The organism is Pseudarthrobacter sp. Pseusp20 (assembly GCF_059492155.1).
The window spans coordinates 145785-158664 of the sequence record NZ_CP168521.1; the positions used below are offsets into that span (position 1 = coordinate 145785).

The following is a 12880-nucleotide window of genomic DNA, read 5'->3' on the forward strand; positions in this document are numbered from 1 at the left end:
CTGGATGCGGGGCTGCGGGCGTAGTCAGTAAGGACTGCCCGCCACCGGCCCGCCTCCCGGTTAGCCGCCGGCCACGGACTGGATCACCAGTACTTCCTGGCCCGGCGCCACCCTGGTATCCAGGCCCTGCAACCGCCGCACCTCGTCGCCGTTGACGTAGATGTTGACGAACCGGCGCAGCGCACCGGTTTCGTCACGGAGCCGCCGGCCCAGCACCGGGTAGTCGGAGGCCACCGCATCGAGCAGGCTTTCCACCGTCACCGGCCCGTCCGCGGGCGCAGTCAGTACGGACTGCCCGCCGGCCAGGGGCTGCAGGACGCTGGGCAGCAGCAAAGAAATCTCAGGCACCTGCCACCACGGCCGCCCTGACACACAGGACATCAGGCAGGTGGGAGGCCACCTCCCTGAATGTCTCCCCTTCATCCGCACTCGCATAGACCGTCCCGCCCCGCGTACCGAAGTACACGCCGGCGGGATCTGCGGTGTCCACGGACGCCGCGTCCCTGAGCACGCTGTTGTATTCGTGCTCAGGGAGCCCGGTGCTGAGCCGCTTCCAGGTGTTCCCGGCGTCGTCGGTGCGGTGGACGGCAAGCTTTCCGTCGGGCGGGATGCGTTCGCCGTCGGCCTTCAACGGAATAACCCAGGCGGTGCCCTCCCTGCGGGGATGCGTGAGCATGACGAAGCCGAAATCGGCAGGCAGGCCTTCGGCGATGGATGTCCAGCTGTCCGCATTGTCGTCCGTCCGGTACACCCCATGGTGGTTCTGGGCATAGAGGCGCCCTTCCACGGCGGCATCGGCGGCGATCTTGTGCACGCACTGGCCGAACTCGGGGTTGGGGTCCGGCATGAAGTAGGCCGAGATGCCCTTGTTGCGCGCCTCCCAGGAGGTGCCGCCGTCCAGCGAGCGGTAAACGCCGCCGGTACTCATGGCAACGTGCACCGTTTCCCCGGCCGGCTGGACCACGATCGAATGCGCAGCCGCCCCGCCATAGCCCGCTCCCCATTCGCTGCGGTGCGGGTGGTCCCACAAGCCGCGGTTCAGCTCGAAGTGCTCCCCGCCGTCCGTGGATTTCCAGACGGAGATGGGTTCGGCTCCGGCCCATACCACTCCGGGGCGGGACTCGGCGTCCGGATAGATCTGCCAGACCCGCTCCAATGCTGCCCCGGTGTCCTCTGGGAACTTGATGGCGCCCTGTTCCGGCTCGGTCCAGGTGGTGCCGAAGTCGTCGGAGTGGGCAACCGTTGGTCCCCAGTGCGGACTGCGGACACCCACCAGGATGCGCGTGCGGCCTTCCCTGGTATCGATCCCGATGCTGGGGATCTCCGCCATGAGGAAGTGCGGCCCGGTGAAGGACCACTCCTGCCGGTCCCGGCTCGTGGCAAGCCACAGCCCTTTCTTGGTCCCGATTGCCAGGACAAATGATTCTGCGGCCGTTGCCATGCGGACCATGCAACCACCGGATCAGTCACCGCGCAACGTTTCCAGGTGCGCAGGCTCCACATTCACAGAGGCAGGAGTCAGTCCACGAACTCCGACTGCGTCTGGATGAAGTCCCAGTCGGCGACGGTCAGCACGGCGGCGGGATTTCCGGGGTGCGGGCCGCCCGCCTCAGCGATGCCCTGGAGCACCGGAAGGGGCAGTTCCTCCGCATAAAGGTTTTCCCGCAGCCACTCTTTGCTGGCGAGGTCCAGGTCCAGCCACCACATAAAGATTTCCACGAAACCCCTCCTTGCGTCGCTTTAAACGTTAGGCGCGGCCCCTCCGGGGGACAAGGTGCTGCGGCCGGAAGCAGGTGTGTCCGGCCGGGTTTCAAGTACTGGCAGGTAACTTTCCCGGCCAACCCCGTTGAAAGACGAGTATCCCCTACTGGCGACTGCGCAAGGCGGCGCTCCTAGCCTGAAATCTCAAGCAAGCTGACCGTGCTGCTGGGGCATACGGCGTCACCGCTGGCCTTTCCTCGCCATGGTCCGTTTCACACATATATGGGGAGACAAAATGAAACGCACCTTAGCAACAATGGGGGTGATGGGGCTTGGCCTTATCAGCCTCACAGCGCCCGCCATCGCGGCTTCCGACCAGGTGGTGGTCGCCCGCTCAAACGGAAGCGCCCTGATACCGCTGGAGATCAATACCAACGGCGGCACCAACAACGGCGGCGGCAACAACACCGGTGACACCAACAACGGCGGCGGCAACAACATCGGTGGCGGCAACGGCGGCGGCGGCACCAACAACGGTGGCGGCACCGGCGGCGGCGGCACCAACAACGGTGGCGGCAACGGCGGCGGCGGCACCAACAACGGTGGCGGCAACGGCGGCGGCGGCACCAACGGCGGCGGCACCGGCGGTGGCGGCACCAACGGCGGCGGCACCGGCGGTGGCGGCACCAACGGCGGCGGCACCGGCGGCACCAACAACGGCGGCGGCAACGGCGGTGGCGGCACCAACGGCGGCGGCACCGGCAACGGTGGCGGCGGCGGCACCAACAACGGTGGCGGCAACGGCAACGGCGGCGGCAACAACGGTGGCGGCAACGGCGGCGGCGGCGGCAACAACGGTGGCGGCAACGGCGGCGGCGGCGACAATACCGGCGGCAACACCGGCGGCGACAATACCGGCGGCGGCGATACCGGCGGCGACAATACCGGCGGCAACACCAACACCGGCGGCGACAATACCGGCGGCAACACCGGCGGCGACACAACCGGTGGAACTGCTCCGGCCGCTGTGGCGGCTGTGGCCCCTGCTGCCGCACCCGCGCAGCCGGCGCCCGCCAAGCAGGCTGTTGCCACACCCAAGGCCGCCCCTGCCGCGGCACCCGTCAGCGTCGGAACCAACCAGGGCTACAACGCACAGACGGCGGTGGGAGCACCCGATGGCTTGCCGGGCTGGCTGGTAGGCCTGGGAGCGCTTGCTGCCGCGGGGACCGTGGTGGCAGTACGGCGCCAGTCGCGTCCGCTGCACACTGTCGGCTAGCCGGAACACCGCCACCACCAGTGGCCCCCTGACAAGGAAGGCGTCCTGCCAGTGCCCGGCAGGACGCCTTCCTTCCACCCCCGCCAACCCGTGAGGAGCGCCATGCCACAGGACCGGAGCCGGCACGCAGCCCCCCAGCACGGCATGTGGCGGCGCATATGGCGCCGGTGGAACGCCGGTGACCTGGCAATCCTGTGCTGTGGCGTCCTCGCCTTCGTGTCATTCACCCTCGGCGCTCCCCTGTTCCACCCGGCACCGCCACTGGCAATCGGAAATGCCCCCGCTTCGGTTGCCCTGGTTCGTGGCGGCATTCCATCCGCCGCGGGGGCGGCTCCCATTGCGGAGACCGGCCTGCAGGACGCCGCAGCGGCACCCGACCAGGCAGCGGCAGCCCAGGCTCCTGGCGAAACAGCAACGGAAGCGCCTGCGGGACCGGAGCTTCCGGCGGCATCCCAGCCGGTCCGCATCCGCTACCCGTCGGCCGCCTTCGATGTGCCCGTCCACCCGCTGGACCTGGACAGTGGGGCCCAATACAGCCGGACCATTGAACCTCCCGCCACCAAGGACGGCTACTGGCTCACGCCCTTCGGGGTTCCGGGCAAGGGCTCCGGCAACACCACCTACGTGATTGGCCACAGTTGGGACGGCGCGGATGCTCCCTTCAACCACCTCAGTTCGGCGGCGGCCGTTGGCGACCGCCTGGAGGTGGAAACAGTGGCGGGAACCATCAGCTACCGGGTGGACAGCGTCACGACCTACCTGAAGTCCAGCCTCAAGGACAGCCCCGTCTGGGACATGGTGCCCAACCGGCTGGTCCTCATCAGCTGCTACACCGAGGATCCGTGGGGCAAGAACGTGGTGGTCACGGCATATCCCAGCCTTCCCTAGGCCTCCGGGCCCGCACTCCGGAGGTCTGACGGGCCGAACGAACCTGTTCATGCAGCCGGTGCGGGCGGACAATTGCAGCATGACGTGGGAAAACTTCGACGGCGCTCCGCTGCTGACGGGAATCATGCCCAAACAGCACCCGGAGGTTCTCCAGACCGCAGCCTCCCTGGCAGCCCGGTTGTCGGCGCCATTGGTCTGCGCGTACGTGGACGAAGCCAGCTACCTGGTGGAATGGGACCCGGCCCGCTCCGCCCACCGGCTTTCCCTGCACCCGGACGCAGATGACGACATGCTGGCGCTGACAACGGAGTTGAAGGCACAGGTCCAGGCTGCGGCGGACAAGGTGCCTTCCGACGGCGGGCCCCTGCAGTGGTCCTTCCGCACCCTTTCAGGCGATCCCGCACGGGCGCTGGCGCAACTGGCCGCCGAACTGGATGCCCCGGTCATCATCGTGGGCACCTCCGAGCGCGGCTTCACGCACCGGCTCTCGGAGGCACTCAACGGATCGGTCGGGCAGTGGCTAAGCCACCACCAAAGCCGCCCCGTGCTTGTGGTTCCATACCGGATGCCGGCCCATGAGGACAGGCCCTGAGCGGCGGATACCGGGGAAAATGCGCCTGGAAATGGCGGGCTTAAAGTAAAGCGAAAGTACTTATTCGTGGTGCTGGCGCGCTGCCCGTACCTGCCAGTAAGCTGATTCAAGCAAGGCCGATCCACACGAGTGGAAGCCGGATTTGCCCAAAAGCTGCTCCGGAGTGCGTATCCCCCAATAACGCACTCCGGAGCTTTTTTTGTGCCCGGGATACTGTCCCACGGACGGGTGGGAAGAGTTCCCGGATACCCCTAGGGGGTACTTGCGCTCATACCCCCAAGGGGTATAGGTTGGCTGCATGAACGCTATCGAAGAAGCCGTTGCGGCGGTAGCAGCCGCACCACCGGCCGCGGAGTCCGGCGTTGCAGCCCAACACGGTTACGCAGCCCAGCACGGTTACACGGAAAACAAGGACGCGTACCTTCGCCGCCTGAAGCGCATTGAGGGGCAGGTCCGGGGCATTGCCCGGATGGTGGATGAGGACAAGTACTGCATCGATATCCTCACGCAGGTTGCCGCCGTCACCAAGGCCCTGCACGCCGTCAGCCTGGGGCTGGTCGAGGAACACATCGGCCACTGCGTGGTGGGTGCAGCCTCCGAGCCGGACCCGGCAGCACGCGCTGAAGCCATCGATGCCAAAGTCAAGGAAGCCGCCGACGCCATCGGCCGACTGCTTCGCTGACACCCACCAAAACCCGGATCCCGGCCACCGCCGTCCCAACTGAAGGAGCAAGCCATGAGCACCACCTCTCCCACCACCACGACCATCAGCGTCTCCGGCATGACCTGCGGGCACTGTGTGTCGGCCGTCAGTGAAGAACTTGAAGCCCTCGAAGGCGTTGAAGAGGTCACCGTCGACCTGAACGCCGGCGGGGTCTCCACAGTGACCATCACCTCAAGCAAGGAACTCCCACCCTCCGACATCGGGGAGGCCGTCGCTGAGGCGGGCTACCTGGTGGTTGCCAACGAGGCCTAGAAACCCCTACACCGCGGAAAGCTGACATGAGCCACCAGGAACTGCTCCACCCACCGGGTACCCGGATCGTCGAACTGGACATCGAGGGGATGACCTGCGCGTCCTGCGTCAACCGGGTGGAGAAGAAGCTCGGCAAGCTCGACGGTGTGGCGGCCACCGTCAACCTGCCGCTGGAGTCGGCCTACGTGACGGTCCCCGAGGGCATCACCGACGAACAGCTCACGTCAACGGTCGAGGCAGCCGGGTACAAGGCGAGGGTCCGCCACCGCAGCACTACTGGTGCGGGGGCGCGGCCGGTGGACCCGTCTGCTGAGGTCCACGCTTCGAGTCTCCGCCCGCGCCTGGCCGCCGCTGCGGTGCTGACAGTCCCGGTGTTTTTGGTCAGCATGGTTCCGGCGTTCCAGTTCCCGCACTGGGGCTGGGTGGCAGCGGTCCTGGCGCTGCCGGTGGTCACGTGGGCGGCGTGGCCCTTCCACCGGGCCGCAGCAGTCAATGCCCGCCATCTCGCCTCCACCATGGACACCCTGGTGTCGCTCGGCGTGGCCGCCGCCTACCTCTTCTCCGCCTGGCAGCTGCTGGCGGACCCGCGCATGACGGAGCATCCCGGCATGGAAGGCATGTCCGGCGGCCTGTACTTCGAGGTGGCCGCGGTGGTCACCACCTTCCTTCTCCTGGGCCGGTACCTGGAGGCCAATGCCAAGCAAAAGGCCGGCGGCGCCCTCCAGGCCCTGCTGAACCTGGGCGCCAAGGACGCCACCGTCCTGCGCGGCGGCCGGGAAGAGAAAATTCCCGCGGACGGTCTGCAGGTGGGCGACGTCCTGGTGGTAAGGCCGGGTGAAAAGATCGCCACCGACGGTGTGGTGGTGGACGGCGCCTCCGCGGTGGACGCCTCCCTGGTCACGGGTGAGTCCGTCCCCGTCGAGGTGGGGCCGGACAGCCGCGTTACGGGTGCCACCATCAACACCTCCGGCCGCCTGCTGGTCAGGGCAACCCGGGTCGGCTCCGAAACCACACTGGCCCAGATGGCGCGCCTGGTGTCGCAGGCCCAGACCGGCAAGGCCCCCATCGCGCGGCTCGCCGACCGCATCAGCGCCGTCTTCGTACCGGTGGTCCTGGCCATCGCCGCCCTGACGTTCGTGCTCTGGCTCCTCGTCGCCGGCCCGGGCGCCGACGGCAGCCACCTGCGGCAGGCGTTCACGGCCGCCGTCGCAGTGCTGGTGATCGCCTGCCCCTGCGCGCTGGGCCTGGCCACTCCGGTGGGACTGCTGACCGGAACCGGACGCGGCGCACAGCTGGGCATCCTGATCAAGGGCCCCCAGGTCCTGGAGGACACCCGCACCGTGGACACCATCCTGCTGGACAAGACGGGGACGGTCACCACCGGCGCCCTGGCCGTGGATGCCACGGCCGCGTTCCCCGGCTTCCAGGACCGGGATGTCCTCCGGCTGGCCGGAGCCGTTGAGGCCGCCAGCGAGCACCCGGTTGCGCACGCCATTGCGGCAGCAGCAGCTTCCGCCGCACGCCTGGCGCCCGCAGGGGACGACGGCGGCACCTCGCCTTCAGTGCACCTGCCGCCAGTCCAGGGGTTCAGTTCCGCCCCGGGTGGCGGAGTGTCGGGCACCGTCGAAGGCAGCCACGTGATGGCCGGGCGGAGCAGCTGGCTGGAGCAGAACGGCATTGCCCTGGACGGCGGCCAGCAGGCGCAGTTGGCTGCTGCAGAGGAAGGCGGCGCCACGGCCATCTGCGTGGCAGTGGATGGCACGCCCGCCGGCATCATCAGCCTCAGGGACAGCGTCAAGGAAGGGTCCGCCGCAGCGGTCGCCCGGCTTAAGGCGCTGGGCCTGCGGCCCATCCTGCTGACCGGCGACAACGCCGCCGTCGCCGCCCAGGTGGCTGCCGCCGTCGGCATCGCCGCGGATGACGTCCATGCAGGCGTCCTGCCGGAAGGGAAGGTGGCAGCAGTCCGGGAGCTCCAGGCGGACGGGGCCACGGTGGCCATGGCCGGGGACGGCGTCAATGATGCCGCGGCGCTTGCGCAGGCGGATCTCGGGATTGCGATGGGCTCCGGGACCGATGTAGCCATCGAAGCCGCGGACCTGACGGTGATGGGGAACGACCTCGCCCAGGTGGCCCAGGCCATCGAGCTGTCCCGGAAGACCCTGGGCACCATCAAGACCAACCTGTTCTGGGCGTTCTTCTACAACGCCGTGGGGATCCCGGTGGCCGCCCTGGGGCTGCTCAACCCGATGATCGCAGGAGCTGCCATGGCTGCCAGCTCGGTGCTGGTGGTGGCCAACTCTCTGCGGCTGCGCAGCTTCGGCAAGTAGCAGCGCGGGCTCAGGCCGCGCCGTAACGGACCGCGGCGCGCGCCCTGGCCTTGGCCGCTTCGGCCTCCCGGTCCTTCGGCGGCGCCTGCGTCACCAGGGAATCCAGCAGGTGCTGCGTGATGTGGGCTATCTGGTGCACGGCCTCATCAAAGGCCTCCTGGTTGGCCTTGGACGGTTTGGTGCTGCCGCTGACTTTGCGGACATACTGCAGCGCCGCCGCGTGCACTTCCTCGGAGGTGGCGTGCGGCTCAAAGTTGTGAAGGGTTCGGATATTCCGGCACATACCGCCATGCTAGGCTCTTCCAACGCCTGGGATCGACCCCTTTTCATGGTCCCTACCCGGCGTCCATGGGGAGCCCGGCATGGGCAGGGCTGCCCATCGACACTGTTTTGGGGGCCGGGATAGGTTTGAGGCAATGGATCTTCCGGATGAGCCGGGGGGCCACTGGGGAGCCGATCTGGTTCGGATCCACGACCTAACAAGGAGAAACTGATGGCTATTTGGGGTGCAGACGTTGAGCAGCTTCGCCAGCTCGGCAGCAAGCTTCAGGCAGGGGCGTCCGAGATCGAGACGCAGAAGTCCACTCTCACCAAGGTCCTGAGCGGCACTGACTGGAAGGGCCCGGACGCTGATAAGTTCCGCCAGGAGTGGTCCGGAACCCACACCACCATGCTTACCAAGGTTGCCGAGGCGCTGAAGGAAGCCGGCGCGCAGGCCAAGCGCAACGCCGAGCAGCAGAGCCAGGCATCGAACTAGGCTTATCGCCGCATTCCGGCAAGGGGCAGGGACACCAGGTGGTGTCCCTGCCCTTTTGTGTTGGCGTGCGACGCCGGTGCCCGGCTTACGGGACCTGCGCTCCTAAGGGACAGGCTCGACGTCGTTCGCGTGCTCCAGCGGTGACGCCGGCACCTGGGTGCCCTTTCCGCCGTCGTAAGGAGCAATGGTGGCGGGGGAACGCAGCTCGTCGAGCCTTACCAGGATGACCCCGCCGACGATCAGCACCCCGCCCAGGAGTTGGATGGTGCCCGGCAGCTCCCCAAGCAGCAGCCACGCCCAGACCACGGCGAAGAGGACCTCGGTGAGCGACACGAAGGACGCCACCTTGGAACCGAGGGCCCGGGCCGCCATGACGCCCGAGACGTACGCCAGCACGGTGGCCAGCACCACCAGCCCGGCAAGCGGCACCCACCACGGCGTAAGCCATGGGCCCAGGGTGGTGTCCGCAGTGCTGAAGGCCATGGGCAGCAGGCCCGTGGCGGCAGCGAGCCACATGGCGGCCGCACCCACCAGCAGGCCGCCGGAAGCCAGCACGATGGGCGGCAGCGTGTCATTTTCCTTTGCCGTGATGAAGAAGTAGATGGCCAGGCAGACCGCGGCAGCCATGCCCCACAGCACCCCCACCAGGTCAACCTTCACGGCTCCGGTGAGGTCAAGGACCAGTACCAGCCCGGCCAGCGAAAGCAGCGTCCCGCCGGCCGTGAGGACGCGCGGGCGGCGTCGGCTGGCGGCCCAGAGCCACAGGACGATGATCACCGGGGCCAGGTACTCCAGCAGGAGCGCGACGCCCACGGAGAGCAGGGCCACTGCGTTGAAGTAGAACAACTGGCATGCCGCCACCCCGATGAGTCCGAACAGCATGATGGTGAGCCAGTTGTCCTTCAACTGGCTCCAGCGGCCCCTAAGCGCCCACGCCGCGGGCAGGGCAAGGATCAGGGCAGCTCCCGTCAGGCGGGCAGTCACGGCCGCCCCCGGGGACCAGCCGGTTTCCAGCAGCGACTTGGCGAAGGATCCGGACAGGCCAAAGACGGCGGAGGAGAACAGCGCGACGCCGAGCCCGGAGGCCTGGAAGCCGGGACGCCTGGGGGACAGTTCCGGGGTGGGGGTGTGGTTTTGGGCGGCAGGCACCGTTGCCTCCTGTCAGGAGTAAAGTGGGGTAATGCTCATGACACTACGCTCAAGCGCTGTAAGGAGTCAACATGGTTTTCGCCCCTGACACTGAAGTGGCGCTGCGGACGGTGGTGAACCTCATCAACACGGCCGCGAACGGCAGGGAAGGCCTGGCCTCCGTTGCGGACCTGGACAGCTTCCTGGCCGCGGAGGGTTTTTCCGGCTCCCGGAACCGGGACGCTGCGGAATTGGAAAGCGTGCGGCAGTTGCGCCGTGAACTGTCCGCGGTATGGACGGCCGGTGAGGACGCCGCCGTGGAAACCGTCAACCGGCTGCTGCGGGACGCCAACGCGCTGCCGCAGCTGATGAAGCACGACGGATGGGACTGGCACCTTCATGCCACGGCGCCCGAGGCACCCCTTGCCGACCGGATGAGCACCGAAGCGGCCATGGCCCTGGCTGATGTGATCCGCAGCAAGGAGATGGACAGGCTGCGGATGTGTGAGTCAGAGGACTGCGATGCCGCCGTGCTGGACCTGAGCCGCAACCGGTCCAAGAGGTACTGCGATACCGGCAACTGTGCCAACCGTGCGCATGTTGCTGCTTACCGGGCCCGCCAGGCTGCTGCGGGGTAGGGATTTTCCCGCGCTTTGTCCGGTTGCCGCCGGTAACGGCTAGCGCTGGGGAGTTTCGTCAGTGCCATCGCCGGATGCCGGCGGGTTCTGGTTGCCGGGAGCTCCGAAGCCATGGCTTGGCCCTGCGTGCGGGGATCCTTTGGGCGCCGAACTCAGGTTCACCCCTGATCCCTTGCCCAGGTGTTCGGCGTTCTCCTTGTAGCTCATGGACAGCATTGCGGCGATCACCAGGGTGGCGATGAAGGCGATGCCGGCTGCGGTGAACGCGAGGTCGAACCGGGGTGCACGTGCGCTTCCACCGGAGGCGAAGATCAACACTGCCACGAAGGCGACGACGGCCCAGAATGCCGAAAACATCAGCGGCCCCTTCACCGAGGTCCGCAGCTTGCGCGGTTTTCCTTGATGCTGGTCAGCCACGGTGGTTCCTCCCTGCGGGCGGCGCACGGCCGGCCCGGTTTACGAATTGCGGTGTCGCACCGAATTTTCTACAGAAAGTAGAAGGGCGCTCCCCCTAGTTTACGGCTTCCCTGCGCCGGCACGGGCATCGTGCCGCAGCGTCAGGCCGGAAAGCACCCACAGGACGCCGGAAATAATGGCGCCTCCACCGGCCACGCCCAGCAGGGCATGGGCACCGAGACTGATGAAGAACGGCAGGAGCACCGCGGTTCCAATCCCGATGACGCCGGAAGCAATCCAGTCGCGGGCAAGAACATGGCGGCGCCTGTGCTGCAGGCCGCAGGCAAGCTCCAGGATGCCGGCTGCGCCCAGGCCCAGGGCTGCGATCACCCCGAACAGCAGGTCACTGTGCAGGAGGAGCACGGCAAAGCCTGCGCCGGCCAGGACCGCGCCGGCGGCGGACAGCAGCTTGCCGGCCGCCGAGTTCTGCGCGAATCCGGCTGCGGGGACGGTCCGCAGGGAAACCACACCGGCGGCCAGGAGGTAGAGTCCCCCGGCCCAGCCCATGACCTCCACAGACGGTGACGTCCAGAAGACCGTCACGGCGCCAAACACCAGGGCAGCGGCCGCACGGAGCAGGACCGGCTTCCAGAGGTCGTGGCGGGCGGTGGTTCCGGGAGCAGCACCGGCGGGGGTGGATTGTTGTGTCACCGGTCCAGTTTAGTGGGGGCAGCTGGAAGGTCTAACCGGGCCGCGTCAGGCAGAGCCCAGCACCATCCAGCGGTCGGACCGGGCACGCAGGCCCAGCGTCACGGCGCGCGCCGCCATATACCCCAGCGCGAAGGCCACCCAAAGCCATGCGAGCCCGGTGGTGCCGGTGGCACCGGACCAGGCAACCGCTGCCAGCAGCGGCACGTAGACGGCAAGGTTCACCAGCCCCGCCAGCGCGAGGTACCGCGCGTCCCCTGCGCCGATCAGCACGCCGTCCAGGACAAAGACATAGCCGGCGATCGGCTGCCCGGCCGCCAGGATCCAGAGGGCAGCGGTGAGTGCCTGCTGCACCTGGGGGTCCGTGGTGAACAGAGCCCCGGCCCAGGGGGCTGCCGCTGCCAGCAGCAGGCCCGTCACCACGCCGAACCCCGCGCCCCAGCGGATCATCGTTCCGGTCAGCAGCCGGGCCCTGGCGGCATGGGACGCGCCGAGCTCCTTGCCAATGAGCGCCTGCGCCGCGATCGCCAGGGCATCCAGCGCGAACGCCAGGAAGGAAAAAATGGTCATGGCCAGCTGGTGGGCGGCAAGGTTGACCTCCCCCTGGGCCGTCACCACCAGCACCGTGGCCAGGATTGCGGCCCGGAGGCTGAGCGTGCGCAGCATCAGCCAGGATCCAACCCGCGTCATGCTGCGGATGCCGCGCCAGCTGGGGAGCAGGCTCACGCCCTGCCGCACTGCGCTGCGCCGCACCATCACCACATAGACAGCCGCCATGGCCCACTGGGCCAGGCTGGTGCCCACCGCGGAACCAGCCACAGACATGCCCAGCCCGTACACAAGCCACAGGTTCAGGACAATATTGACCCCGAAACCGGCCGTGGCCACCACCAGCGGGGTGCGGGTGTCCTGCAGTCCGCGGAGAACACCGGTGCCGGCGAAGATCAAGAGCATTGCCACCAGGCCCGGCATGGACCAGCGGAAGTAATCGACCGCAAAGGTCCGGACGCTGCCCTGGGCCCCCATCAGGTCAATCAGCGGTTCGGCCGCCGCGATGCCTGCCACGGCGAGGACCACGCCGAGGAGCAATGCCAGCCACACGCCGTCGCGCCCTGCCGCAAGGGCCTTGCCCAACTGCCCGTCACCAATGGCGCGGGCCACGGCGGGCGTGGTGGAGTAGGCCAGGAAGACCATGAGTCCGACGGCAGTCTGGAGCACCGCAGATGCCAGCCCCACTCCCGCGAGCTGCGCAACACCAAGATGTCCCACAATGGCGGAGTCCGCCAGCAGGAAGAGGGGCTCAGCCACCAGCGCGCCAAAGGCAGGGACAGCAAGGCGGAGTATCTCCCGGGCATGGCCTTGGCGGCCGGCCACGGCGGAGGGGGCGGGTTGTTGGGGCACGCTGCCAGCTTAACCGCGGCCGCCGACAACACGCTCCGGAGATGAGAAAGCCCACAGTCCCCCAAAGAATAGTTGACACTTCAACCATTGGT

Annotated in this window: 16 protein-coding genes; 8 read left to right on the top strand and 8 right to left on the bottom strand. The window is 67.8% G+C overall.

Features of this window, described 5'->3' with window-relative positions; genetic code table 11:
- Positions 1 to 60: 60 nt before the first annotated feature.
- From ACEN9K_RS00710 to ACEN9K_RS00720, 3 genes are all read right to left on the bottom strand, one after another.
- Positions 61 to 381, bottom strand: coding sequence for a MoaD/ThiS family protein (locus tag ACEN9K_RS00710; RefSeq protein ID WP_377204588.1), 321 nt, complete (start codon positions 379 to 381; stop codon positions 61 to 63).
- Entirely contained in the window at positions 341 to 1450 is a 1110-nt protein-coding gene (locus ACEN9K_RS00715) for a WD40/YVTN/BNR-like repeat-containing protein (RefSeq protein WP_018769812.1), read from the bottom strand. Before ACEN9K_RS00715 ends, ACEN9K_RS00710 begins: the two co-directional genes overlap by 41 nt.
- 68 nt (positions 1451 to 1518) lie before the next feature.
- Complete coding sequence (locus ACEN9K_RS00720) at positions 1519 to 1719, bottom strand: hypothetical protein (RefSeq protein ID WP_018769813.1); 201 nt, start codon at positions 1717 to 1719, stop codon at positions 1519 to 1521.
- A gap of 277 nt (positions 1720 to 1996) precedes the next feature.
- Between ACEN9K_RS00720 and ACEN9K_RS00725 the strand changes: the two genes are divergently transcribed.
- The 6 genes from ACEN9K_RS00725 to ACEN9K_RS00750 all read left to right on the top strand — a co-directional run bounded on the left by ACEN9K_RS00725 (position 1997) and on the right by ACEN9K_RS00750 (position 7760).
- Entirely contained in the window at positions 1997 to 2977 is a 981-nt protein-coding gene (locus tag ACEN9K_RS00725; protein ID WP_495635037.1) for a hypothetical protein, read from the top strand.
- A gap of 102 nt (positions 2978 to 3079) precedes the next feature.
- The gene (locus ACEN9K_RS00730; protein ID WP_495635038.1) at positions 3080 to 3865 is read left to right on the top strand and encodes a class F sortase; all 786 of its coding nucleotides are present in this window, start codon (positions 3080 to 3082) and stop codon (positions 3863 to 3865) included.
- Between the two features lie 79 nt (positions 3866 to 3944).
- Complete coding sequence (locus ACEN9K_RS00735; protein ID WP_026265853.1) at positions 3945 to 4457, top strand: universal stress protein; 513 nt, start codon at positions 3945 to 3947, stop codon at positions 4455 to 4457.
- A gap of 298 nt (positions 4458 to 4755) precedes the next feature.
- Positions 4756 to 5139, top strand: a complete 384-nt coding sequence (locus ACEN9K_RS00740; protein WP_018769816.1) for a metal-sensitive transcriptional regulator — start codon at positions 4756 to 4758, stop codon at positions 5137 to 5139.
- 54 nt (positions 5140 to 5193) lie between these two features.
- A complete protein-coding gene (locus tag ACEN9K_RS00745; RefSeq protein WP_018769817.1) occupies positions 5194 to 5433 on the top strand; it encodes a heavy-metal-associated domain-containing protein in 240 nt (79 codons plus the stop codon).
- A gap of 26 nt (positions 5434 to 5459) precedes the next feature.
- A complete protein-coding gene (locus ACEN9K_RS00750; RefSeq protein WP_495635039.1) occupies positions 5460 to 7760 on the top strand; it encodes a heavy metal translocating P-type ATPase in 2301 nt (766 codons plus the stop codon).
- A 10-nt stretch (positions 7761 to 7770) separates the two neighbouring features.
- Here the strand turns inward: ACEN9K_RS00750 and ACEN9K_RS00755 are convergent, their stop codons facing one another.
- Positions 7771 to 8043 carry a DUF2277 domain-containing protein gene (locus tag ACEN9K_RS00755; protein ID WP_018769819.1) on the bottom strand — a complete coding sequence of 91 codons (273 nt, stop codon included), beginning with the start codon at positions 8041 to 8043 and terminating at the stop codon, positions 7771 to 7773.
- A 210-nt stretch (positions 8044 to 8253) separates the two neighbouring features.
- Here ACEN9K_RS00755 and ACEN9K_RS00760 point away from each other — a divergent pair, with 210 nt between their 5' ends.
- Positions 8254 to 8517: a WXG100 family type VII secretion target gene (locus ACEN9K_RS00760; protein WP_018769820.1), complete on the top strand. Its 264-nt coding sequence runs from the start codon at positions 8254 to 8256 to the stop codon at positions 8515 to 8517.
- Between the two features lie 102 nt (positions 8518 to 8619).
- On the opposite strand, the gene ACEN9K_RS00765 is transcribed toward ACEN9K_RS00760, so the two are convergent.
- On the bottom strand, positions 8620 to 9666 hold the full coding sequence (locus ACEN9K_RS00765; protein ID WP_268002234.1) for an EamA family transporter: 1047 nt from the start codon (positions 9664 to 9666) through the stop codon (positions 8620 to 8622).
- Between the two features lie 71 nt (positions 9667 to 9737).
- Here ACEN9K_RS00765 and ACEN9K_RS00770 point away from each other — a divergent pair, with 71 nt between their 5' ends.
- Positions 9738 to 10283 (top strand): CGNR zinc finger domain-containing protein, encoded by a 546-nt coding sequence (locus tag ACEN9K_RS00770; RefSeq protein WP_018769822.1) that lies wholly within the window; start codon positions 9738 to 9740, stop codon positions 10281 to 10283.
- 39 nt (positions 10284 to 10322) lie between these two features.
- Here ACEN9K_RS00770 and ACEN9K_RS00775 read toward each other — a convergent pair whose 3' ends face one another.
- The 3 genes from ACEN9K_RS00775 to ACEN9K_RS00785 all read right to left on the bottom strand — a co-directional run bounded on the left by ACEN9K_RS00775 (position 10323) and on the right by ACEN9K_RS00785 (position 12761).
- Positions 10323 to 10700: a hypothetical protein gene (locus tag ACEN9K_RS00775; protein ID WP_018769823.1), complete on the bottom strand. Its 378-nt coding sequence runs from the start codon at positions 10698 to 10700 to the stop codon at positions 10323 to 10325.
- Between the two features lie 99 nt (positions 10701 to 10799).
- The gene (locus ACEN9K_RS00780) at positions 10800 to 11390 is read right to left on the bottom strand and encodes a hypothetical protein (protein WP_495635040.1); all 591 of its coding nucleotides are present in this window, start codon (positions 11388 to 11390) and stop codon (positions 10800 to 10802) included.
- 45 nt (positions 11391 to 11435) lie between these two features.
- Positions 11436 to 12761, bottom strand: a complete 1326-nt coding sequence (locus ACEN9K_RS00785; protein ID WP_495635664.1) for an MATE family efflux transporter — start codon at positions 12759 to 12761, stop codon at positions 11436 to 11438.
- Between the last annotated feature and the right edge of the window lie 119 nt (positions 12762 to 12880).

Coding starts and splice junctions, on each gene's coding strand:
- ACEN9K_RS00710 (WP_377204588.1), bottom strand. CDS start 381: ATGTCCTGTGTGTCAGGGCGGCCGTGGTGGCAGGTGCCTGAGATTTCT.
- ACEN9K_RS00715 (WP_018769812.1), bottom strand. CDS start 1,450: ATGGTCCGCATGGCAACGGCCGCAGAATCATTTGTCCTGGCAATCGGG.
- ACEN9K_RS00725 (WP_495635037.1), top strand. CDS start 1,997: ATGAAACGCACCTTAGCAACAATGGGGGTGATGGGGCTTGGCCTTATC.
- ACEN9K_RS00730 (WP_495635038.1), top strand. CDS start 3,080: ATGCCACAGGACCGGAGCCGGCACGCAGCCCCCCAGCACGGCATGTGG.
- ACEN9K_RS00735 (WP_026265853.1), top strand. CDS start 3,945: ATGACGTGGGAAAACTTCGACGGCGCTCCGCTGCTGACGGGAATCATG.
- ACEN9K_RS00740 (WP_018769816.1), top strand. CDS start 4,756: ATGAACGCTATCGAAGAAGCCGTTGCGGCGGTAGCAGCCGCACCACCG.
- ACEN9K_RS00745 (WP_018769817.1), top strand. CDS start 5,194: ATGAGCACCACCTCTCCCACCACCACGACCATCAGCGTCTCCGGCATG.
- ACEN9K_RS00750 (WP_495635039.1), top strand. CDS start 5,460: ATGAGCCACCAGGAACTGCTCCACCCACCGGGTACCCGGATCGTCGAA.
- ACEN9K_RS00755 (WP_018769819.1), bottom strand. CDS start 8,043: ATGTGCCGGAATATCCGAACCCTTCACAACTTTGAGCCGCACGCCACC.
- ACEN9K_RS00760 (WP_018769820.1), top strand. CDS start 8,254: ATGGCTATTTGGGGTGCAGACGTTGAGCAGCTTCGCCAGCTCGGCAGC.
- ACEN9K_RS00770 (WP_018769822.1), top strand. CDS start 9,738: ATGGTTTTCGCCCCTGACACTGAAGTGGCGCTGCGGACGGTGGTGAAC.